General features: G+C 70.3%; 19 protein-coding genes. 7 read left to right on the top strand and 12 right to left on the bottom strand.

Annotated features, from left to right (window positions below; all coding sequences use genetic code 11):
• On the top strand, window positions 1-107 hold a 107-nt coding region (locus AWC03_RS27955; protein WP_249025925.1), incomplete at its 5' end, for a hypothetical protein.
• Window positions 108-147: 40 nt separating this feature from the next.
• On the opposite strand, the gene AWC03_RS20930 is transcribed toward AWC03_RS27955, so the two are convergent.
• The 10 genes from AWC03_RS20930 to AWC03_RS20885 are packed head-to-tail and all read right to left on the bottom strand — an operon-like array spanning window position 148 to window position 9,016.
• Window positions 148-1,182, bottom strand: a complete 1,035-nt coding sequence (locus AWC03_RS20930) for an alpha/beta fold hydrolase (RefSeq protein WP_141659221.1) — start codon at window positions 1,180-1,182, stop codon at window positions 148-150.
• Window positions 1,183-1,232: 50 nt separating this feature from the next.
• The gene (locus AWC03_RS20925; protein ID WP_085242629.1) at window positions 1,233-1,847 is read right to left on the bottom strand and encodes a TetR/AcrR family transcriptional regulator; all 615 of its coding nucleotides are present in this window, start codon (window positions 1,845-1,847) and stop codon (window positions 1,233-1,235) included.
• Window positions 1,844-2,914 carry a zinc-binding dehydrogenase gene (locus AWC03_RS20920; RefSeq protein ID WP_085242628.1) on the bottom strand — a complete coding sequence of 357 codons (1,071 nt, stop codon included), beginning with the start codon at window positions 2,912-2,914 and terminating at the stop codon, window positions 1,844-1,846. The genes AWC03_RS20925 and AWC03_RS20920 overlap by 4 nt, the downstream gene beginning before the upstream one ends.
• Before the next feature lie 11 nt (window positions 2,915-2,925).
• Complete coding sequence (locus AWC03_RS20915) at window positions 2,926-4,095, bottom strand: lipid-transfer protein (RefSeq protein WP_085242627.1); 1,170 nt, start codon at window positions 4,093-4,095, stop codon at window positions 2,926-2,928.
• Window positions 4,092-4,547: a MaoC family dehydratase gene (locus AWC03_RS20910; protein WP_085242626.1), complete on the bottom strand. Its 456-nt coding sequence runs from the start codon at window positions 4,545-4,547 to the stop codon at window positions 4,092-4,094. Before AWC03_RS20910 ends, AWC03_RS20915 begins: the two co-directional genes overlap by 4 nt.
• On the bottom strand, window positions 4,544-5,677 hold the full coding sequence (locus AWC03_RS20905; RefSeq protein ID WP_085242625.1) for an acyl-CoA dehydrogenase family protein: 1,134 nt from the start codon (window positions 5,675-5,677) through the stop codon (window positions 4,544-4,546). Before AWC03_RS20905 ends, AWC03_RS20910 begins: the two co-directional genes overlap by 4 nt.
• 9 nt (window positions 5,678-5,686) lie before the next feature.
• Window positions 5,687-6,085 (bottom strand): Zn-ribbon domain-containing OB-fold protein, encoded by a 399-nt coding sequence (locus tag AWC03_RS20900; protein ID WP_085242624.1) that lies wholly within the window; start codon window positions 6,083-6,085, stop codon window positions 5,687-5,689.
• A complete protein-coding gene (locus AWC03_RS20895; RefSeq protein ID WP_085242623.1) occupies window positions 6,085-6,630 on the bottom strand; it encodes an FAS1-like dehydratase domain-containing protein in 546 nt (181 codons plus the stop codon). The genes AWC03_RS20900 and AWC03_RS20895 overlap by 1 nt, the downstream gene beginning before the upstream one ends.
• Window positions 6,631-6,644: 14 nt before the next feature.
• Window positions 6,645-7,832 (bottom strand): acyl-CoA dehydrogenase family protein, encoded by a 1,188-nt coding sequence (locus AWC03_RS20890; RefSeq protein ID WP_085242622.1) that lies wholly within the window; start codon window positions 7,830-7,832, stop codon window positions 6,645-6,647.
• Window positions 7,832-9,016, bottom strand: coding sequence for a cytochrome P450 (locus AWC03_RS20885; RefSeq protein WP_085242621.1), 1,185 nt, complete (start codon window positions 9,014-9,016; stop codon window positions 7,832-7,834). Before AWC03_RS20885 ends, AWC03_RS20890 begins: the two co-directional genes overlap by 1 nt.
• A gap of 201 nt (window positions 9,017-9,217) precedes the next feature.
• Between AWC03_RS20885 and AWC03_RS20880 the strand changes: the two genes are divergently transcribed.
• The 5 genes from AWC03_RS20880 to AWC03_RS20860 all read left to right on the top strand — a co-directional run bounded on the left by AWC03_RS20880 (window position 9,218) and on the right by AWC03_RS20860 (window position 16,846).
• Window positions 9,218-10,687: an aldehyde dehydrogenase family protein gene (locus tag AWC03_RS20880; RefSeq protein WP_085242634.1), complete on the top strand. Its 1,470-nt coding sequence runs from the start codon at window positions 9,218-9,220 to the stop codon at window positions 10,685-10,687.
• On the top strand, window positions 10,684-12,987 hold the full coding sequence (locus AWC03_RS20875; RefSeq protein ID WP_085242620.1) for a CaiB/BaiF CoA transferase family protein: 2,304 nt from the start codon (window positions 10,684-10,686) through the stop codon (window positions 12,985-12,987). Before AWC03_RS20880 ends, AWC03_RS20875 begins: the two co-directional genes overlap by 4 nt.
• A gap of 46 nt (window positions 12,988-13,033) precedes the next feature.
• Entirely contained in the window at window positions 13,034-13,942 is a 909-nt protein-coding gene (locus AWC03_RS20870) for an alpha/beta fold hydrolase (protein WP_085242619.1), read from the top strand.
• Between the two features lie 28 nt (window positions 13,943-13,970).
• On the top strand, window positions 13,971-15,389 hold the full coding sequence (locus AWC03_RS20865; RefSeq protein WP_085242618.1) for an acyl-CoA synthetase: 1,419 nt from the start codon (window positions 13,971-13,973) through the stop codon (window positions 15,387-15,389).
• Between the two features lie 170 nt (window positions 15,390-15,559).
• Window positions 15,560-16,846, top strand: coding sequence for an MFS transporter (locus AWC03_RS20860; RefSeq protein WP_085242633.1), 1,287 nt, complete (start codon window positions 15,560-15,562; stop codon window positions 16,844-16,846).
• Window position 16,847: 1 nt separating this feature from the next.
• On the opposite strand, the gene dapD is transcribed toward AWC03_RS20860, so the two are convergent.
• The gene (gene dapD / locus AWC03_RS20855) at window positions 16,848-17,801 is read right to left on the bottom strand and encodes a 2,3,4,5-tetrahydropyridine-2,6-dicarboxylate N-succinyltransferase (RefSeq protein ID WP_142278454.1); all 954 of its coding nucleotides are present in this window, start codon (window positions 17,799-17,801) and stop codon (window positions 16,848-16,850) included.
• Window positions 17,802-17,905: 104 nt separating this feature from the next.
• Between dapD and dapE the strand changes: the two genes are divergently transcribed.
• Window positions 17,906-18,970, top strand: a complete 1,065-nt coding sequence (gene dapE, locus AWC03_RS20850; RefSeq protein ID WP_085242616.1) for a succinyl-diaminopimelate desuccinylase — start codon at window positions 17,906-17,908, stop codon at window positions 18,968-18,970.
• On the opposite strand, the gene AWC03_RS20845 is transcribed toward dapE, so the two are convergent.
• Window positions 18,967-21,084: an AAA family ATPase gene (locus tag AWC03_RS20845; RefSeq protein WP_169716542.1), complete on the bottom strand. Its 2,118-nt coding sequence runs from the start codon at window positions 21,082-21,084 to the stop codon at window positions 18,967-18,969. The genes dapE and AWC03_RS20845 overlap by 4 nt on opposite strands.
• Between the last annotated feature and the right edge of the window lie 12 nt (window positions 21,085-21,096).

The following is a 21,096-nucleotide window of genomic DNA, read 5'->3' as shown; positions in this document are numbered from 1 at the left end:
CCCTTCCCCCGCCCGCCGTCCCGCCATGCCCCGGACCCACCGGCGAACGCGCCGACTGGTGGTGGTACGAACCCTTCCAACCACAACCACCTCCGCTCGACAACTAGGCTGGCAGCGCGGTCGTCGACGAGATGCCTGACCTCGGCGTCACCCGGGGCAGCCCTCACGGTTCGCGCCGTCAAGCGCCTTCGGCGTGCCCTCGAGGGCGGAGTGCAGCGCGTCGAAGACCTGCGGATCCCAGGTGAGCGCCGTCTTCCAGTCCAGCCCGGCCTGGTTGGAGACGAAGATGCTGTGCGTGTCGTCGAAGGCGTAGCAGCGCCGGTGCGGCAGCACGGAATCGGCGAGATCGACCGCCAGCGCGCTGCGCAACGCCACGATGCCGTCGTTGGGCCACACCATGGGGTTGACCTGCCCGGCCTTGGTGAACTTCTTGCCCCCGATCAACACCACCGGGATCTTGTCCAGCACGCCGGCCTGAAACTGGTTCCACCCGTCCTTGCCCATCAGGTAGGCCTGGTTCACCTCGCGGCCCGAGCCCGACACCAGCCGCAGCACGTCGGTTTTGAAGCCCTTCATCGCGTTTTCGCAGAACTGGTCGCCCGCGCAGTCGGTCAGCGGCAGGGCGTCGTTGGCGTAGTCCGACAGGTAGGAGCCCTGCCACGGCGTGCCGATCGTGGTGAGCGAGCGGACGCGGATCGGGGAGTTCGTCGTGGTCAGCACCCGGATCGCCGCGCGCGCGTACAGGCCCCCCATCGAGTGGCCGACCAGGTCGACGTCGTCGATGCCCTTGTCGGTGTGCAGGTACGTCAGGAACCGCGCCAGGTGTTCGCCTGCGGTGTCGATGCTCCCGGTGGAGTTCACGGTCATGTTCTCCGGCAGCGTGATCGGGCACACCCCGAACGGGCCGAAACCGGTCTGGTCGGTCACCTGCCCGCGGCCGGCCATCGCCGGTGAGGTGAACACCTTGTAGCCCTGCTTGAGCAGGTACTCGCGGATCGCGGTGTCGGTGTTGCCCGCCGCCAACCCGGTCGAGCACGCCTGGTCGGGTGTGGTGAACGGGCTCGTCGCATCCCCGCCGGAGACGATCACGACCGCCTGCGACGCCGCCCGTTTCTCGTCGGATCTGCCGCAGCCCAACAGCATCGATGTCGTGGCCACCACGACCGCGGTGAGCGCCAGCATGCGTCGCACACCCAGGATGGTAACGGTCGCACCGGGCCGATCGGGGCGACTCAGGGGGCGCGCCTGGACCGTGCGCGTTCGCCGGCGAACCCGCGTACCGCGTAGGCGCGCACGAACTCGGCCACCGCCTCGGGGTCGTCCATGTCCAGCGTCGAGGACGGCGTGCTGAAGAGCGAGAACAGGATGCGCGCGAACCATTCGCCGGCGGTCTGGACGTCGAGGTCCTTGCGTACCTCCCCGGTGAGCCTGGCGGCCGACAGGTAGGGCGCGAAGAAGTCGACGCACTCGCGCAGCAGGACGGCGGCATCCTTGGTCAGCAGCAGACTGATCGCATCCTCGTCGAAGTACTTCTCGGATGCGATGGATCGCCGGGCCTGGGTCACGAAAACGGCCGCCTGGCTCAGCTTTTCCTCAAGGGAGCCGCCCCGCGCCATGGCTGTGGACATCTCGCGGTAGAACCGTTCGGAAGCGTGTTCGGCACAGGCTTCGATGATGGCGGCCTTGTCGCCGAAGTACTCGTAGATGGTGCTGCGCGACACCCCGGCGGTCCTGGCGATGTCGACGATGGTGGCCTTCTGCAGCCCCTGCTTGCGGAAGCAGGCGTACGCGGATTCCACGATCAGCTCGCGGGTGTCGATGGCCTGGGCGGCGGCTTGCGTCGTCACGGCACCAACGCACCCCGCGGCACCAACCCGGCATCGGCGGACGCGAAAGCGGCGTTGACGTCGGCCAGGTGGAACGGTTCGGGCATCAACCGGTCGAACGGAAAATCGGTGTGCTGCAGGAAACTCAGGCCGATCGCCAGCGTGACGGGCTCGTAGAACATGACGCCGCGCACGGATTTGTTGCCGTAGACCAGGACGCTCGGATCCAGCTCGAAGGTTCGTCCCATGCCGACGTTGCCGACCTCGAGGAGCGTTCCGCCGTTGTTGAGGAAGCCGATTCCCTCGGGAATGACGCCCGGCACGCCGACGACCTCGAGCACCCAGTCGGCGCCGATGCCGTCGGTGCGCGCGCGGACCTGTTCGGTGACTTCCGCGGTCGACAGGTCGCTCGCGTCGATGCACTGCGTGGCGCCGAAATCGGCCGCGACGTCGAGCCGTTCGGCGATCTTGTCGATGACGATCACCTCCGCGGCCCCCGCGGTGCGGGCCACGGCCGCGGCGTTGATGCCCAGTCCACCCGCGCCCTGTATGACGACCGTGTCGCCCAGTCGCACGTCGCGCAGCGCGAACAGCACCTGCGCCAGCGCGCAATTCAGCGGCGCGACCGCCGCGTCGGGCAGGTCCTCGGGCACCTTGTACAGCGGTTGCCGCCGGCTGGTGTAGTAGTACTCCCCATAGGCCGCGACGAAGTGCGGCTCCCGGTCGTGCGTCCGGTATTCGCCGGCCATCAGGTTCTGGCACGCATAGGAGCGGCCGCGCGCGCAGGCGTGACATTGACCGCAGAACCAAAAGTACGGCGTCACCACGCGATCGCCGACGGCGAGTGGCTTGCCGGTCGCGTCGATGGTCAGGCCCTCGCCGAGTTCGGCTATCTCGCCGACCATTTCGTGGCCCATGGCGAACGGGCACGGCAACGGCAGCTCGCCGCGGAAGATGTGCAGGTCGGATCCGCAGATGCCGGCCATCCGCAGCCGCAGCGCCGCCGTTCCGGGCGCCGGGGTGCACAACGGGAATTCGGCCAGCTCGATCGGCCCGCCGTGGGCGGTCAGCAGCGCGAGCTTGGGCATGAGGGTCCCCTTCAGTCGGCCGGCGCCAGGATCAGCCCGCTGGTGGGCACCCCGGTGCCCGACGTGACCAGGACGTGTTCGACGTTGTCGACCTGGTTGTACGACGTGCCGCGCACCTGGCGCACCCCCTCGGTGATGCCGTTCATGCCGTGGATGTAGGCCTCGCCGAGCAGCCCGCCGTTGGTGTTGATCGGGAATTCCCCACCCAGCGAGAGCCGCTCGACCGTGGCGAAGTCCTTCGCCTCGCCCCGTCCGCAGAAGCCGAGTTCCTCGAGCTGGGTGAACACGAACGGCGTGAAATGGTCGTAGATGAAGGCGGTTTGGATGTCCTGCGGCTTGAGGCCCGAGTCGCGCCACAGCCTTTCGGCGACCACGCCCATCTCGGGCAGGCCGGTGATGTCGTCGCGGTAGTAGCTGGTCATCATCTCGCCGTTGGCGGCCGCGCCCTGGGCGGCCGCGGTGATGATCGCCGGCGGCTGCCGTAGGTCGCGGGCGCGTTCCGCACTGGTGACCACGAGCGCGACCCCGCCGTCGCTCTCCTGGCAGCAATCCAGCAGGCGCAGCACCGGTTCGACGATCCAGCGCGAATTCTGGTGGTCGTCCAGCGTGATCGGGCGCTGGTAGAACCAGGCATCGGGATTCTTCGCGGCGTGCGCGCGGTCCACGACGGCGATCCGACCGAAGTCTTCGTTGGTCACGCGAAAGGTGGACATGTAGCGCTGTGCGTGCATCGCCACCCACGCCGCGGGGGTGAGCAGCCCGAACGGCGCGTAGTGCGCCATGAACAGCGGGGTCCCCAGGTCGGTGCGTCCGCTGCCGCCAAACCGCATGCCGGACCGTTCGTTGAAGGCGCGCCAGCACACCACCACGTCGGCGACCCCGGTCGCGACGGCCATCGCGGCGTGCACGACGGTGCCGGCGGCGGCGCCGCCACCGTGGTGCACGCGGGAGAAGAAGCTCAGGTCGCCGATGCCCACGTTGCGCGCGATCTCGATCTCGTCGCTGGAATCCATGGTGAAGGTGACCATGCCGTCGACGTCGCCGGGCGCCAGGCCCGCGTCGTCGAGCGCGGCGCTCACCGCTTCGCACGCCAATTGCAGTTCGCTGCGGCCGGATTCCTTGGAGAACTCGGTCTGGCCGATCCCGACGATGGCGGCGGCGCCGGGCAGCGAGCCGCTCATGCGCGCGTCCCGTCGAGCAGGCTGAGGATCGCCGTGCCCGAGACGTGGTCGCCCAGGCTGTTGGCGCCCTTGAACGTCACCTCGACGAAGTTCTCACCCCCGACGCCCTCGGTCTTCCCGGTGACGCTGCCGGTGAAGCGCAACGGGTCGTCCGGAAAGCACGGCACGCCGAGGCGGATCGACAGGTTCTTGACCATCGCTTCGGGCCCGGCCCAGTCGGTGAGGAACCGCACGCAGTAACCGTTGGTGGTCAGGATGTTCATGAACAGGTTGGGCGAGCCCTGCTTGTTGGCGTAGTCGCGGTCATGGTGCACGGGCATGAAGTCGCGGGTGGCGATCGCCCCGGCGACGATCATCGTTGTGGTGATGGGTATTTCGAGCGGGGTGACCTCGTCGCCGACGGAGATGTCCGCCCAGCGCAGGGTGGTGGTACGGCTCGCGGTGGTCGTCATGGGAGTCCTTCCGAATACGTTGCGCCATACGTTGCGCCAAGGTGGGCCAGCTGCGCCGCGGCAGGGCCGAGTGCCAGCTCGTTGTGCTTGGCCCACAAGAAGTAGCGGTGCAGGGGATAGGTGATGTCGATACCGATGCCGCCGTGGACGTGCTGGGCGGTCGCGGCGACCCGCGCGCCGGCGTCGGCGGCCCAGAACTTCGCGATGCGGGCGGCGCGGTCGGCCTCGGGTACGGGGCGCCCGTGCGCGACCATCCACGCCGCGTGCCAGGTGGTCCACCGAATCGCCTCGACGTCGATGAACGCATCGGCCAGGCGTTGCTGGACGGCCTGGAAGCTGCCGATGGGCCGGCCGAATTGCTCGCGGCCCGTGGTGTATTCGGCCGCGATCCGCAGGGCCCGCTCCGCGACGCCGAGCTGGACCGCGCACAGGCCGACCAGCGCGCGGGTGCGCAGCGACTCGAGCAGGCCCGCGCCGACCAGCCGGTCGGCGTCGGATACCGTTGCGCCGTCGAGGTATACGTCGGCGTGCGGTTCGCGGTTGGTGGTCGGCACCGGCCGGAGATCGACGCCGTGGGCGTCGGCCGCCACCAGGAACAGGCCGACCTGCCCGTCCTGAATCGACGCCGGGATCAGCACCGTGTCGGCGATCTGGGCGGCCGGAACCAGCTCCTTGGCGCCGTCGAGCCGCCAGTCGCCGCCATCGCGCCGCGCGGTGGTGGCGACTGGCGTCGCGTCGGAGCGACCCGGCTCGGCCAGCCCCGCGGTCAGGATGCGGTTCCCCGCCACGACCCCCGGCAGGAATCGTTGCCGCTGTTCGGAATTGCCGTGCCGGGCGATCGGGTCGGCCCCCAGCACCAGCGTCGCGTACGCGGGTGCGGGCGCGACGGCCCAGCCCACCTCGGCCAGCAGCACCCCGAGCTCGACGAAGCCACCGCCGTTACCGCCGACGGACTCCGGCAGCGCGGTGCCCAACAGGTCGGCCGCGGCCAGCTCCTGCCAGAGCGCGTCGTCGAAGCGAACGTCACCGGCTTCCAACTCGGCCAGATGTTCGGGTGTCGCCCGGCGCTCGAAGAGGTCGCGGGCGAGCTTGGAGATGGTCTCCTGCTCCGGGGTGAACGTGAAGTCCATGTCGCTCGCCTAGCCGGCCGGCCGGAACTGATGCAGCACCAGGCCGTCGTCGAAGCTCTGGAAGTAGACCTCGACCGGCATTCCCGTTGTGACGTCCGCCGGGTCGATGCCGGTCAGATTCGACACCAGCCGCACGCCCTCCTCGAGCTCCACCAGCACGACGACGTAGGGATATTCGAAGAACGGAAACTTCGGTTCGTGCGGCATCACGTAGCTGTAGACGGTGCCGCGGCCCGACGACTCGACGGTGTCCCAGTCCAGGGAGCGGCAGTGCGGGCACATCGGGCGGGGTGGGTGGCGCAGCCGGCCGCATCCGCCGCAGCGCTGGATCAGGAGCTTGTTCTCCCGCAACCCGTTCCAGAAGAATTCGGTGTCGGCGGTGATGGCCGGCGCCAGTCGGGTGGCCATCAGCGCGCCGGCCTGAATCGCAGCACGCGGAATCGCTGCCGTCCCAGGACTTCACCGTTCTGGTCGGTGTAGGTGGTCAGCCAGGTCAGGAAGAAGCCGGTGCCCAGCGCCGTCTTCTTTTCGTCGGAGACCGATTCGTACACCGTCGTCGCGCTGATGACGTCACCCAGGCGCGGGTAGCGCTCGATCTCGAACTCCGAGTTGGTCGCCACGGTACTGGTGTAGCCGGCCTCGTCGAGGAACGCCGTTGGGTTGCTTTCGATCACGACCGGCGCGCCACCACGCTCGCCGATGCCCTCCAGGATCGGCGACGGCATGGTCCAGGTCTGCAGCATCACCGGCGGCGAGACGATGCCGCCGAACCGCGATTTCTCGGCGAACTCCGGGTCGAGGTAGACCGGGTTCATGTCGGCCATCGCGTAGGCCCAGTGCCGGATCATCGGCTGGTTGACCGGATCCGGGGCCAGCGAGGGCTTTCCGGTGCCGCCGGTGGGCTGGCCGACGAGGGCTTTCACCTTGGTGCTGACGGTTTCTGAGTCGGTCACTGACGACTGTCCTCCTATTGTGCGGTGGCGCGTAGGTCACGGGGAGCGCGCGGCATGCCCAATCCCGCCATGGCGATGATGTCACGCTGAATCTCGTTGGCGCCGCCACCGAACGTGTTGATGACGGCCCATCGATACGCGGTTTCCAGCGCGCCGCGTAGCGGTGCATCAGTGCCCCGGCGAACCCCGTTGTGGTCGAGCACTTCCAGCAGCTGGCGGGCGACCTGCTGGGTCAGTTCGGTGCCGAACACCTTCGCGGCGGAGGCTTCCCCCATGTTGAGGATGCCCTTCGTCATCGCCGCGTTCACCCGCAGGTTGACCAATTTATACGCCGCTACCTGGGCTTCGACCCTCGCCAGGGCGAGCTGCACCCACGGCTGGTCGATGACGCGGCCGCCGTCGAGCTCGGTGGTGGCGGCCCACTCCAGGGTCTTCTCGAACAGCGGCTCGAGCGCGCCGAGGTTGCCCAGGGCGGCGCGCTCGAAGTTCAGCTGGGTGGTGATCAGCTGCCAGCCCTGGTTCTCGCCGCCCACCAGCGCGCTGGCCGGGACCCGCACGTCGTCGTAGAACGTGTAGAAGGTGGAGATGCCGGGCATGGTGTGCAGCGGCTGCCAGGAGAACCCGGGCGACGAGGTGGGCACGATCAAGATGGAAATGCCCTTGTGTTTCTTGGCATTCGGATCGGTGCGGGCGGCCAGCCAGATGTAGTCGGCGTAGGCGGCGCCGCTGGTGAACATCTTCTGCCCGTTGATCACGTACTCGTCACCGTCGCGGACCGCGGTGGTGCGCAGGGACGCCAGATCGCTACCCGCTTCGGGCTCGGAGTAGCCGATCGCGAATTCGACGCTGCCGTCCAGGATCGCGGGCAGAAACTGCCGCTTCTGTTCCTCGGTGCCGCACTGCATCAGGGTTGGCCCGACCGTGTTCAGCGTCACCAGCGGGATCGGTGCATTCACCCGCTGTGCCTCTTCGGAGAAGATGAACTGCTCGATCGCCGAGAACCCGCGTCCCCCATATTCTTTGGGCCAGCCGACGCCCAGCAGGTCGGCCGCGGCCAGCGCCCGTACGCACTCGCGCACTTCCGGGCCGCCCTCCATGCGTGCGTCGAGCGCGAGGGTGCGTTCGGGCGTCATCACCTGCTCCAGCGCGGCGCGGATCTCGGCGCGCAGCCGCTGCTGCTCGGGCGAGTACTCCAGATCCATCAGGCCCCCAGCCGCACCGGCATGCGCTTGACCCCGGGCACCATGGTGGCCCGCATCCGGTCCACCGCGCCCACCAGCTCGAGCCTGGGGAAGCGGCGCAGCAGCTCGTCGAACATCACGCACGCCTCCAACCGGGCCAATTGCGCACCGACACAGGAATGTTCGCCGCACCCGAACGCGATGTGCGGATTCGGGTGCCGGGTCACCTTGAACTCCTCGGAGTCGGGGCCGAAGATCTCCTCGTCCCGGTTGGCGGAGCCGTAGAGCATCACCACGACGTCGCCCTCGGCGATCCGCTGGCCGCGGATCTCGACGTCGGTCGTCGCGGTGCGCGCCATGTGCACCACCGGGCTGGTCCAGCGCAGCATTTCCTCGACCGCGCCCGGGATCAGCGCCGGATCGTCGGCCAGCAGGCGGCACTGGTCGGGATGGGCGATCAGCGCCAGCGTGCCCAGCGCGATCAGGTTGCGGGTGGTTTCGTTGCCGGCCACCAGCAGCAGGTAGGCGAAATTGAGCAGGTCCTCATCGGTCAGGCGGACACCGTCGATCTCCGCGCCGGCCAGCACCGACAGCAGGTCGTCTCGCGCGTCCACGCGCCTGGCGGCGATCAACTTCTGGAAGTACTCGTACAGCTGACCCATGGCGACCACCGGGTCCAACTCGATCTCCGGGTCGGCCGTCCCGGTGGCCGCGTCCGACCACGCCCGGAACTGCTCCCAGTCGTCCGCCGGGGCGCCGATCAGCTCGGCGATCATCCGGGTGGGCAGCGGGGCGGCGACCTCATCGGCGAACTCGTGCACGGAATCCGGTTGGACGCCATCGAGGATGCCCCGCACGATCTCGCGGATCTTGGGCTCCAGCAGGGCAACACGCCGCCGGGTGAACCCCGAGTTGATCAGCTTGCGCAACTGTCGGTGCCGCGGCGGGTCGGTGAAGATGAGGTTGCCCTCCTGCACCGCGTTGCCCATCTGCGGATCGGGGATGGTGATGCCGCGGGTCGAGGTGAAGGTGGCCGGGTTGGTCGACACGAAGCGGATGTCCTCGTACTTCGACAGCGCCCAGAAATTGGTGACGTCGTTCCAGCAGACCGGCGCCGTCGCGCGCAGCTCGCGGTACGCCGGGTACGGATCGCCGGCGTAGAAGTCGGGGGAGTGCAACAGAGAAGCGGGAAAAGTGGTCCGCACGGCGGCCTCCCTGACCAGACGATCCGACACATTGACGCGATGTGTCTTGCGGCCTTGTGTCTACCCCGCGTCGCCCACCCGTGTCAATACCGCCGCGAAGCGCGGTAAATACCGCGCAATTCGAGAGGTTGATGATTGACGGTACGGGGGCATGGGTGTACACCAAGTGGTTAGATGACCGACGTTCGGGTGAGGAAGCGCATGACCGAGCTGCACACTCCGCGATCTCTTGTCGACACCTATCAGCTCTATATCGATGGCAGATGGGTCGAGCCGGAGGACGGTCGCTACGACGACATCAACCCGGCCACCGAGCAGTCCATCGGCACCGCGCCCGACGCGAGCGTCACCCAGGTCGGCGCGGCGATCGGCGCCGCGCGGGCGGCCTTCGACGCCGGGCCGTGGGGGCGCATGGGCCCCGACGAGCGGGCCGGCTGCCTCAACCAGCTCGGTGAGGCCCTGCTCAAGCACGCCGACGAGATCTTCGCGCTGTCCCAGGTCGAATGGGGCTGCGTGACCAACGAGCGCATGATGCAGATCGACGGCGCCGGCTACATGTCCATGCACGCCGCCCAGCTCGCCACGCAGCTGGTCGACGAGCCGGTCACCGGGATCGGCGCGGGAACGACGTTGCTGCGCCGCGAGCCGCTCGGTGTCGTATCGATCCTGACGCCGTGGAACTTCCCGCACTGCCTCAACGTCATGAAGGTGAACAACGCGCTGGCCGCCGGCAACACCGTCGTGCTCAAGCCCTCACCGCTGACGCCGTTCGCCGGGCTCGCGCTCGCGCGCATCATCGACGAGGAGACCGACATCCCCCCGGGAGTGGTCAATGTCGTCACGCCGTCGGGCCTCGAGGCCGCCAAACTGCTCACGACGGATCCGCGCATCGACATGATCAGCTTCACCGGCAGCTCCGCCGTCGGTTGCGAGGTCATGCGGGCCGCCGGCGACGCCATGAAGCGGCTGTTGCTGGAGTGCGGCGGGAAGTCGGCGAGCATCATCCTCGACGACACGCGGGTGACCGACGAGATGCTGCGGCAGATGCTGTTCGATTGCTGCTCGTTGCATGCCGGGCAGGCCTGCATCCTGCACAGCCGGTTGCTGCTGCCCGATTCGTTGCACGACGACGTCGTCGACCGGCTCGTCGCGCTGGCCCGCGACGTCAAGGTCGGCGACCCCACGGACCCGACGGTCCAGATGGGCCCGCTCATCAGCGCGGCGCAACGCGAGCGCGTGCAGGCGCACGTCGACGGCGCCGTCCGCGACGGCGCGAAGCTGGCCACCGGCGGCGGCCGCCCCGCCGGGTTGGATGTCGGCTACTACTTCGAACCGACGATTCTCACCGGCGTGCAACCGGATTCGACGATCGCACAGGAAGAAGTGTTCGGGCCGGTGCTCTCGGTGTTGCGCTACCGCGACGACGAGGACGCCGTCGCGATCGCCAACAACTCGTGCTACGGGCTCTCCGGCGCCGTCTGGGGCACCGACGTGGACCGGGCCCTCGCGATCGCCCGGCGGATGCGCACGGGCCAGGTCGCCGTCAACGGCATCGGGCCGGGCGATGCGCCGTTCGGCGGCTTCAAGCTGAGCGGGTTCGGTCGCGAGAGCGGCGGAGTCAGCGGGCTGCACCAGTACATGGAGGTGAAGGCCATCGGGATCCCGGCATGACGGGACCCCTCGATGGGCTCCACGTCGTCGAACTCGCCAGCGAGATCTCAGGTTGCTACGCCGCAAAGCTTTTCGTCGACCTCGGCGCCGAGGTCACCAAGATCGAGCCGCCCGCCGGGGATCCGCTGCGCCGGTGGGGCCCGTTTCCCGGCGGGGTCCCCGACCCGGAGCGGTCCGGCCTGTTTCACTACCTCAACGCCGGAAAGCGCGGCGCGACAGTCGATCTGACCCGACCGGACGGCCTGGCGGAAGCACGTGGCCTCATCGCGGGGGCGCACCTGCTCGTCGAGGACTTCACCCCTGGAACGCTGGAGGGCTGGGGCCTCGGACCCGACGACTTGGGCCGGCTGAGCCCGAACCTGGTGCTGCTGCGCATCTCCGGGTTCGGTCAGTGCGGGCCCTGGCAGCACCGGCGCGCCACCCCCCTGACCGTGCAGGCGGCGTCGGGCTGGGTCAGCAACCGGGACCCGGACCGGCCGCCGGTACAGGTCGGCGCGCGGATCTCCGAGTACGTCGCGGGCGGTTACGGCGCGTTGGGCGCGCTGACCGCGCTGCGACTGCCACCGGCCGGCCGGGTCCGAGAGGTCGACGTCTCCCAAGTGGAGGCGCTGTTGTCGACGCTGCCCTACCCGATGCTGATGGCACAGCGCATGAAAAACCTTGGCCTGCCGGCGAACCTGCGCTCGGCCCCCATGCTGGGAGTTGTCCGCGCCGCCGACGGCTGGGTGGGCATCAACTGCCTGACGGGCCAGCACTGGCTGGACGTGTGCGCGATGCTCGGCCTGCCCGAGTACGGCGAGCGGCAGATCGCCATCATGCTGGGCGGTCCGGAGCGCGACGAGTTCTTCGGCAAGGCGGAGCCCCTGCTCGCCCGGCAGACCGTCGCCGAGATCGTGGAACTCGGCCAGGCGCTGCGCATTCCGGCCGCTCCGGTCAACGACGGGGCCACCGTGTTGGAATGTCCGCAGTACGCCGAGCGCGGGTTTTTCGTGCAAGCCGGCGGCCCCGGCTGGTCGTTTCGTCGCCCCGGGCCGGCGTTCCGCTTCTCGAAAACCCCAGTGCCGCAACCCCGCCCGGCGCCGCGCCTGGGCGCGCGCCCCGGGCGGTGGGCCACCGCCGCCCGATCACTCAACACAACTGGGCCGCAGCCGTTCTCCGGTCTCAAGGTCCTCGACCTGACCACGTTCTGGGCCGGGGCCTACCTGACCTGCTACCTGGGCGCGTTCGGCGCCGACATCGTCAAGGTCGAGTCGATCCAGCGGCCGGACGGGCACCGCTACTCCGGCGCCTTCGCCTACGAGGGCGACGACTGGTACGAACGCAGCCCCATCTGGCAGGGCACCAACCTCAACAAGCGCGACCTCACCCTCGACCTGACCTCGGAGCGTGGCGTCGACATCGCCCGGCGGCTGGCCGCGGCGGCCGACGTGGTGGTGGAGAACTTCTCGCCGCGGGTGGTCGAGCAGTTCGGCCTGGACTACGACGCGCTGGCGGCGCTGAACCCCGACGTGATCGCCGTGCGCATGCCCGGATACGGCCTGCAGGGTCCGTGGCGCGACTACGTCGGCTGGGCGCTGAACTTCGAGCAGACCTCGGGGATGTCGGCGGTCACCGGCTACCCCGACGGTCCGCCGTGCAACCCACAGGGCCCCGCCGATCCGATCGTCGGCGTGCACGCGGGGGTGGCGCTGCTGGCCGCCCTCGAGCACCGGCGCCGCACGGGGGAGGGCCAGCTGATCGAGATCGCGCAGATCGAGGTTGCCGCCTGCGTGGCCGCAGAACCGGTGATCGAGTATTCGATGACCGGCGCCGTGCGCCCGCGAGAGGGCAACCGGCAGCGCGGCTACCTGCAAGGCGTCTACCCGACCGCCGAGGAGGGCGTCTGGGTCGCGGTGTCGCTGCCCGACGACGGACGGCTCGACCACGACACGTTCGACGAGCTCGTCACCGGGTGGACCCGCGCCCAGGCCGCGGCGGCGGTCGTGAAATCCCTTCAGGAGCAAGGTATCCCGGCCGAACGGGTGATCACCGGCGACCGGATGTACGACGGTGACCTGATCGGGGGCCAGCTTGACGTGCGCGGCTACTACGAGGAGTTCACTCATCCGATCACCGGCCCGCACCGCTACCCGGGCTGGCCGTTTCGCATCACCCCCGGACCGGTCCGCCACCACCGCGCCGCCCCGCCGACGCTGGGTCAGCACAACGACGAAATCCTGCGCGATCTGGGCCTGTCCGCCGACGAGGTGGCGAGCCTGCGGTCCGAACGGGTCATCGGGGAGCGGCCGCTGGGCACCTGAGCCGTGAGCCTTTGGTAAACGGCCCGTCACGTGCAAGGCTGCTGGCATGGCCATCGAGATCGCCCGCCCCAAGCTCGAGGGAAACGTCGCCGTCGGCGAGGACCGCCAGATCGGCTTCGCCGAGTTCGGTGACCCGCAAGGGCGCGCGATGTTCTGGCTGCACGGCACCCCCGGCGCCCGCCGGCAGATCCCGGTCGAGGCCCGGGTCTACGCCGAGCAGCACAATATCCGCCTGATCGGCCTGGACCGGCCGGGCATCGGTTCGTCGACGCCGCACCGGTACGAGAACATCCGGGCGTTCGGCGACGACCTGCGGACGATCGCGGACACGCTGGGCATCGACAAGATGGCCGTCATCGGCCTGTCCGGCGGTGGCCCGTACGCGCTCGCGTCCGCCGCGGTGCTGCACGACCGGGTCGTCGCGGCCGGCGTGCTCGGCGGCGTCGCGCCGTTCCTGGGCGACGAGGGGATCACCAGCGGCCTGATGAACCTGGGCAAGCGGGTGGCGCCGCTGCTGCGGCTGGGCGGTGATCCGCTGCGGATCGGCGCCAGCCTGGTGGTCCGGATGGTCCGCCCGGTCGCGAATCCCGCGCTCTATCTGTATGCCGCGATATCCCCGGAGGGCGACCGCCGGCTGCTCACCCGGCCGGAGTTCGGGGCCATGTTCCTCGACGACCTGCTCAACGGCAGCCGCAAGCAGCTGGCGGCCCCGTTCAACGACATCATCCTGTTCACCCGGGACTGGGGCTTCCGGCTCGACGAGGTCAAGGTCCCGGTCCGCTGGTGGCACGGCGACAGCGACCACATCGTCCCGTTCGCCCACGGCGAGCACGTGGTATCCCTGCTGCCCGACGCCGAGCTGATCGTGCTGCACGGCGAAAGCCACCTCGGCGGGCTGGGCCGCGGCGAGGAGATCCTGTCCACGCTGACGAAGATCTGGGACGAGCAGAACTGACGTTCCCGACGCCGGGTAGCCTGCTCACGTGCTGCTGGCGTCACTGAACCCCGCGGCGGTCACCGCCACCGACATCGCCGACGCGGTACGTATCGACGGCGCCGTGCTGAGCCGCAGCGACCTGGTCGGCGCCGCCACGTCGGTGGCCGAGCGGGTCGGCGGCGCGGACCGGGTCGCGATCCTGGCCACGCCCACCGCGGCGACGGTGCTCGCGGTGACCGGGTGCCTGATCGCCGGCGTCCCCTTCGTCCCGGTGCCCGCCGACGTCGGCGCCGCCGAACGCCGGCACATGCTGACCGATTCGGCGGCGCAGGCCTGGCTCGGCCCCGTGCCGGACGAGCCGGAGGGCCTGCCGCACATCCCGGTGCGACTGCACGCCCGGTCCTGGCACCGCTACCCCGAGCCGTCGCCCGACGCCACCGCGATGATCATCTACACCTCCGGCACCACCGGCCTGCCCAAGGGCGTGGTGCTGAGCCGGCGCGCGATCGCGGCCGACCTCGACGCCCTGGTCCAGGCCTGGCAATGGACGGCCGACGACGTGTTGGTGCACGGCCTGCCGCTGTTCCACGTGCACGGGCTGGTGCTGGGATTGCTCGGGTCGCTGCGGGTGGGGAATCGCTTCGTGCACACCGGGAAACCGACGCCGGCGGGCTACGCCCAGGCCGCCGATGCCGGGGGCACGCTGTTCTTCGGCGTGCCGACGGTGTGGTCGCGGGTGGGGTCCGACGAGGCGGCGGCCCGGGCGCTGCGGCCGGCTCGGCTACTGGTCTCGGGCAGCGCGCCGCTGCCGGTGCCGGTGTTCCGGCGGCTGGTCGAGCTCACCGGGCACGAGCCGGTCGAACGGTACGGAGCCTCCGAATCGCTGATCACCCTGTCGACCCGCGCGGACGGCGAGCGACGCGCCGGGTGGGTGGGCCTCCCGCTGACCGGCGTGCAGACCAGGCTGCTCGACGACACCGGCGCGGAGGTGCCGCACGACGGGGAAACCGTTGGGAAGCTCGAGGTTCGGGGTCCGATGATGTTCGACGGTTACCTCAACCGCCCCGAGGCCACCGCCGAGGCGTTCGACGCCGGCGGCTGGTACCGCACCGGCGACGTCGCGGTCATCGACGGCGGCGGCATGCACCGCATCGTAGGCCGCGAGTCGGTCGACCTGATCAAGTCCGGCGGCTACCGGATCGGCGCCGGGGAAATCGAGACGGCGTTGCTCGGGCATCCCGGCGTGCGGGAGGCGGCGGTCGTGGGGATGCCGGACGCCGACCTGGGCCAGCGCATCGTCGCGTTCGTCGTCGGCGCGGCCGACCTGAACCCCGACGACCTGATCGACCGCGTCGCCCAGGAGCTTTCGGTGCACAAGCGGCCGCGCGAGGTCCGCCTCGTCGATGCGCTGCCCCGCAACGCGATGGGCAAGGTGCTCAAGAAGCAGCTGCTGACCGAGGGCTGACCGCTCGACACGCAGCAAGTTGCCAGCTTCAGCGCGAGCGTGACCGTGACGCTTCACCTACCGTCGTAACCGTGTATCGATCCGACCGGGCAGCGAGCGGCCACACGGGTGACCCGCATCGGTCCGTGGGCACCGCCACCATGGCGGGCGCCGCGGCGCCCGCCACCCCCATGCGGCGGATCGCCGCCGCCTGCCTCGTCGGCTCGGCCATCGAGTTCTACGACTTCCTGATCTACGGGACCGCGGCGGCGCTGGTGTTCCCCGCCGTGTTTTTCCCGCGCCTTAGTCCCACGGTGGCCATGATCGGCTCGATGGGAACCTTCGCCTCCGCCTTCCTGTCCCGGCCGCTCGGCGCGGCCGTCTTCGGCCACTTCGGAGATCGGCTGGGCCGCAAAAAGACGCTGATAGCGACGCTGCTGATCATGGCCGTCTCCACCGTCGGCGTGGGCCTGGTGCCCAGCACCGCGGCCATCGGGATGGCGGCCCCGCTGATCCTGGTCGGCCTGCGGCTGCTGCAGGGATTCGCCGTCGGCGGCGAGTGGGCGGGCTCGGCATTGCTGAGCGCGGAGTACGCGCCGAGTGGCCAACGGGGCCGCTACGGCATGTTCACGCTGCTCGGTGGTGGTACCGCGGCGGTGCTGAGCAGTCTGACCTTTCTCGGCGTGAACGTCACCATCGGCGAGAACAGCCCCGCGTTCCTGCAGTGGGGGTGGCGCATTCCGTTCCTGGTCAGCGCCGCGCTGATCGGAATCGCCCTGTACGTGCGGCTCAACATCGACGAGACCCCGGTCTTTGCCGAGGAGAAGGCGCACAACCTGATCCCCAAGGCGCCGACCACCGAGGCGCTGCGCCTGCAGCGCCGGGAGATCGGGCTGGCCGCCGGGAGCATGATGACCGCCTTCGGCTTCGTCTACATGGGCAACACCTACCTCGTCATGTACGCGCATTCACACCTGGGTTATTCGCGCGGCTTCATCTGGTCCGTCGGCGCGCTCGTAGGGCTGGTGAGCATCTCCTGCGTCGCGCTGTCGGCCACGTTGTCCGACCGGGTCGGACGCCGCCGCATCATGTTGCTGGGTTGGACGGGGTGCCTGGCGTGGTCGTTCGTCATCATCCCGCTGATCGACACCGGCAGACCCGCCTGGTATGTGGTCGCCATCGTGGGCATGTTCGCCCTCACCGCGATCGGCTCGGGACCCACCGCGGCGTTCGTGCCCGAACTGTTCGCCACCCGCTACCGCTACAGTGGCTCGGCACTGGCACAGAACCTGGCCGGGGTGATCGGTGGCGCGTTGCCGCCGCTGCTGGCCGGAACGTTGCTGGCCACCTATGGCAGCTGGGCGATCGGCCTGATGCTGGGCCTTCTTGCCCTGACCAGCCTGGTCTGCACGTATCTACTGCCGGAAACCAACGGGACCGCGCCGCTCTACGAGGGCCGGATAGACGCCGCCGGGTAGCTCAGTTGGCGTGCAAGTCCTCGTTGAGGGCGATGCCCTGACCGCCGCGGGCCACCACCTCGACGGCCCCGGTGACCGAATTGCGGCGGAACAACAGGTTGTTGCCGCCGGACAGCTCGGCGGCCTTGAGCACCTGTCCGTCGGGCGTGGCGACCTTGGTGCCCGCGGTCACGTACAGGCCGGCCTCGACGACGCAGTCGTCGCCGAGCGAGATGCCCAGCCCCGCGTTGGCGCCGAGCAGGCACCGCTTGCCGATCGAGATGACTTCCGTTCCGCCGCCGGACAGCGTGCCCATGATGGACGCGCCGCCGCCGATGTCCGACCCGTCGCCCACCACCACGCCGGCGGAGATGCGGCCCTCGACCATCGACGCGCCCAGCGTGCCGGCGTTGTAGTTGACGAAGCCCTCGTGCATCACCGTCGTCCCCGGCGCCAGGTGCGCGCCCAGCCGCACCCGGTCGGCGTCGGCGATGCGCACGCCGGTGGGCACGACGTAGTCGACCATCCGCGGGAACTTGTCGATGCCGTAGACGGTCACCGGGCCGTGCCGGCGCAGCCGCGCCCGGACCGCCTCGAACCCCTCGATCGCGCACGGCCCGCGGTTGGTCCACACGACATTGGTCAATACTCCGAACAGGCCGCCGGCGTTCAGCCCGTGCGGCGCCACCAGCCGGTGCGACAGCAGATGCAGCCGCAGGTAGGCGTCGTAGGCGTCGGCGGCCACGTCGTCGAGCGAGCCGATGACCGTGCGCACGGCGACGCTCTCGGTTCCGCGGTCGTCGTCCCGGCCGACGAGCGCGGCCAACTCCGGCGGGGCATCCGACGGCGCGAGGCGCGACGTGCCCCCGGTGCCCGGTGCGGTCAGTTCCGGTGCGGGAAACCACGTGTCGAGGATCGATCCGTCGGCGGCCAGCGTCGCCAGCCCGATCCCTACAGCTCCAGTCACGGCGGTCAGGTTACTTGGGCCGCCGAGCAGACGCAGAATCGCATCCCAGGGCGGTCGATAGCGCGATTCTGTGTCTGCTCGCCGAATGAAGGCGACCCATTACCCTTGGGGGCGTGCTGGACTTACGCGGGGATCCGATCGAGCTGACCGCCGCGTTGGTCGACATCCCCAGCGAATCGCGCGACGAGGCGCGCCTGGCCGACGAGGTGGAGGCCGCGCTGCGGGCTCAGACCTCCGGCTTCGAGATCGTGCGCAACGGCAACGCCGTGCTGGCGCGCACCCGGCGCCAGCGGCCGTCGCGGGTGCTGCTGGCCGGACACCTGGACACCGTCCCGGCCGCCGGCAACCTGCCCAGCCGCCGGGAGGGCGGCGACCTGTACGGATGCGGCGCCGCGGACATGAAATCGGGTGACGCGGTCTTCCTGCATCTGGCCGCTACCGTGGCCGAACCCGTCCACGATCTGACGCTGGTGTTCTACGACTGCGAGGAAATCGACGCGGCGGCAAACGGTTTGGGCCGCATCGAGCGCGAGCTGCCGGACTGGCTGTCCGCCGACGTGGCCATCCTGGGCGAACCCACCGGCGGATACATCGAGGCCGGCTGCCAGGGCACGCTGCGCGTCGTGATCTCGGCCACCGGCACGCGCGCCCACTCGGCGCGGCCGTGGTTGGGCGACAACGCGATTCACAAACTGGGCGCCGTCCTGGACCGGCTGGCCGCCTACACCGCCCGCACCGTGGACATCGACGGTTGCCAGTACCGCGAGGGCCTGTCCGCGGTGCGCGTCGACGGCGGCGTCGCGGGCAACGTGATCCCCGACGCCGCCGCGGTCACGGTCAACTTCCGCTTCGCCCCCGACCGGTCGGTGACCGCCGCGCTGCAGCACGTGCACGAGGTGTTCGACGGGCTCGACGTGCACATCGAACAGACCGACGCCGCCGCCGGCGCCATGCCCGGCCTGTCCCAGCCCGCGGCCAAGGCCCTGGTCGAGGCGGCCGGTGGCCAGGTGCGGGCGAAGTACGGGTGGACCGACGTCGCCCGCTTCGCCGCGCTGGGCATCCCGGCGGTCAACTTCGGCCCGGGTGATCCGAACCTGGCGCACAAGCGCGACGAGAGCGTTCCGGTCGCCAACATCACCGCCGCGGTGGCGATGCTGCGCGAGTACTTGAGCCGCTAGCGAGCGCCGCAGCGCTGCGCCTGCGCGGCGGCGTCGCCCGCCGCCGCCCGCATGCCCACCGCCGCCAGGTCGTCCGATACCGCCAGCAGCGCCGCCGCGTCGCCGCTGGCCAGCGCCCGCCCGTGTGCAAGCGCGAGTTCTCCTGCCCGGCAGTCGATGTCGTCGCAGATCCGGGCCAGCGGATCGACCGCCCGGGTGTCGCCGAGTCGCACGGCGTCGTGCCATGCGCGCAGCGCCACGGCCCGCTGCCCGCCGCGTTCGGCCATCCGGGCGGCGTCGCGGGCTGCGGCCACCGCACCGTGCTGGTCACGCATCGACGCCAGCCGCCATGCCCGGGCTACGCCGAGCTCCGGCGCGAACAGCGCCGATTTGGTACCGTGCCGGGATTCGGCCCGGCCCAACGTCTTTCCCGCGGCGGCGATGTCGCCCTGCTGGGCCAGCGCGGTGGCCAGCAGCGTCAACGACAACGGGCCCCACGAATACCCGGTGCGCTCCAGCGTGGCGCCGGCGGGGCCGAGTAGCGCTGCGGCTTGGGCGAACTCGCCGCCGGCGAGCAGGACGTGCGCCAGCAGCACCTCGCCGATCGCCCGGCCCGGCTGCTGCAGCTCGGCGAAATCGGTGAACTGCTGGGCGAGTTCGCGGGCCGCCTCGAGCCGGCCCGCCATCAGCAACGCGGTGGTCTGCCCCAGCCCGATCGTGAAGCGCAGCAACCCGGGATGTTCGGCGGCCAGGGCCCGCTGGGCCAGCAGCTCGACGTCGTCGAAACGCCCCTGCCGGGCCGCGCACAGCGCCGCCGCGCTGGCCGCCCAGGCCACCGCCTGGTCGTCGGCCTCCGGGGTGGCCAGCACCGCGTCGGCGACCTTCACGGCGTGCTCGACGTTGCCGGCGTTCATCGCGAACGTGGCGCTCAGCGCGTCGAGGGTGGTGCGCGCGCCCGCATCCGACACGCGATTGCGGATGGTGCGCAAGAACGCGGTGGCCCGCTCGGGCTCGCTGAGCATCCAGAATTGGTTGGCCGCGCGCAGCAGCGCCCAGTCCATCAGGGCGGCTTCGGTCAACGCGGTGGGATCCAGGCCGGCCAGCACCGCGTCGGCCTCGCGGCCGCGGCCCTGCCAGCCCAGGGCGTGTGCCAAAGCCAGCCGCGCCGCCAACCCGCCCGACCGCTCCAGGGCCGAGGAGGCCAGCCGTTCGCCGAGGGCGAGATCGCCCAGCCGCAGCGCCTGCTGCGCGGCGGCGACCAGCTCGGCCGCCGGCTGGGGGGCGTCGCTGTCCAGGGCCAGCGACGCCAACCGCAGCCGGTCGCTGAGGTGCTCCGACGGATGCTGCGACAACAGCCGCACCACGTCGGTGCGGCGGCGCCGCGCGCCATCACCGCCCAGCGCGACGTGCGCCCGCTCGGCGAACAGCGGGTGGGCCGTGTAGACCACCGGGTCGTCCGAGGCCCCACCGCGCACCCGCGTCTCCGCCGCCCCGCAGTCCCTCGCCGCGCTCACCGCATCCGCGCCGGCGAGGACGCTCAGATCCGCCAGCGACAGCGGCTCGGCCACGGCCAGATAGTCCAGCACCGCCCGGGCGTCGGCCGGCATTTCGGCGAGGAAGGCGTCGACCTCGGCCGGCGTGGTCGTCCCGCCGGGCGCCTCGATGTCGATTCGGGGCAGCAGGCCGTCGGTCCACAGCGCCGCGATGGCCTCGGGAGCCGGATCCGCGCGGCCGGTGACGACCATTCCGGCCTTGCCGGCCAGCGCCAACTGGTACACCAGCGTGGCCGACAGGATGTCCAGGTCGTGGGCGTCGTCGACCACCAGCAGCAGGTCGTCACCGTCCAGCGACGCGCGGGCGGCGCGCAACAGCGCGGCCGGCTTGCCGATGTCGGCGATGTGCACCAGGTGGCTGAACGCGCCGAAGGGAACCGCGCGCTCGGTCGGGGTTCCGGTGACCCAGCGCACGCGCGTGCCGGGGTGCCGGCGGCCGAAGTCGTCGACGGCCAACCGCGCCAGCGTGGACTTGCCGCAGCCGTCCGGTCCGAGCACGACGGCGCCCCTCCCGGTCGCCAGCGCCGCCTCCAGCCGCTGAAGGGCCGGCGCGTGCCGGGGGACGTTCCATCGAATCGGCATCGCCGGATTTTA

Source organism: Mycobacterium europaeum (assembly GCF_002102155.1).
Classification (GTDB): domain Bacteria; phylum Actinomycetota; class Actinomycetes; order Mycobacteriales; family Mycobacteriaceae; genus Mycobacterium; species Mycobacterium europaeum.
This window is presented reverse-complemented; position numbering and strand designations above follow the sequence as displayed.

Coding starts and splice junctions, on each gene's coding strand:
- AWC03_RS20920 (WP_085242628.1), bottom strand. CDS start 2,914: ATGCCCAAGCTCGCGCTGCTGACCGCCCACGGCGGGCCGATCGAGCTG.
- AWC03_RS20845 (WP_169716542.1), bottom strand. CDS start 21,084: ATGCCGATTCGATGGAACGTCCCCCGGCACGCGCCGGCCCTTCAGCGG.
- AWC03_RS20930 (WP_141659221.1), bottom strand. CDS start 1,182: ATGCTGGCGCTCACCGCGGTCGTGGTGGCCACGACATCGATGCTGTTG.
- AWC03_RS20860 (WP_085242633.1), top strand. CDS start 15,560: ATGCGGCGGATCGCCGCCGCCTGCCTCGTCGGCTCGGCCATCGAGTTC.
- AWC03_RS20875 (WP_085242620.1), top strand. CDS start 10,684: ATGACGGGACCCCTCGATGGGCTCCACGTCGTCGAACTCGCCAGCGAG.
- AWC03_RS20880 (WP_085242634.1), top strand. CDS start 9,218: ATGACCGAGCTGCACACTCCGCGATCTCTTGTCGACACCTATCAGCTC.
- AWC03_RS20910 (WP_085242626.1), bottom strand. CDS start 4,547: ATGACGACCACCGCGAGCCGTACCACCACCCTGCGCTGGGCGGACATC.
- AWC03_RS20905 (WP_085242625.1), bottom strand. CDS start 5,677: ATGGACTTCACGTTCACCCCGGAGCAGGAGACCATCTCCAAGCTCGCC.
- AWC03_RS20890 (WP_085242622.1), bottom strand. CDS start 7,832: ATGGATCTGGAGTACTCGCCCGAGCAGCAGCGGCTGCGCGCCGAGATC.
- AWC03_RS20900 (WP_085242624.1), bottom strand. CDS start 6,085: ATGGCCACCCGACTGGCGCCGGCCATCACCGCCGACACCGAATTCTTC.
- AWC03_RS20915 (WP_085242627.1), bottom strand. CDS start 4,095: ATGAGCGGCTCGCTGCCCGGCGCCGCCGCCATCGTCGGGATCGGCCAG.
- AWC03_RS20870 (WP_085242619.1), top strand. CDS start 13,034: ATGGCCATCGAGATCGCCCGCCCCAAGCTCGAGGGAAACGTCGCCGTC.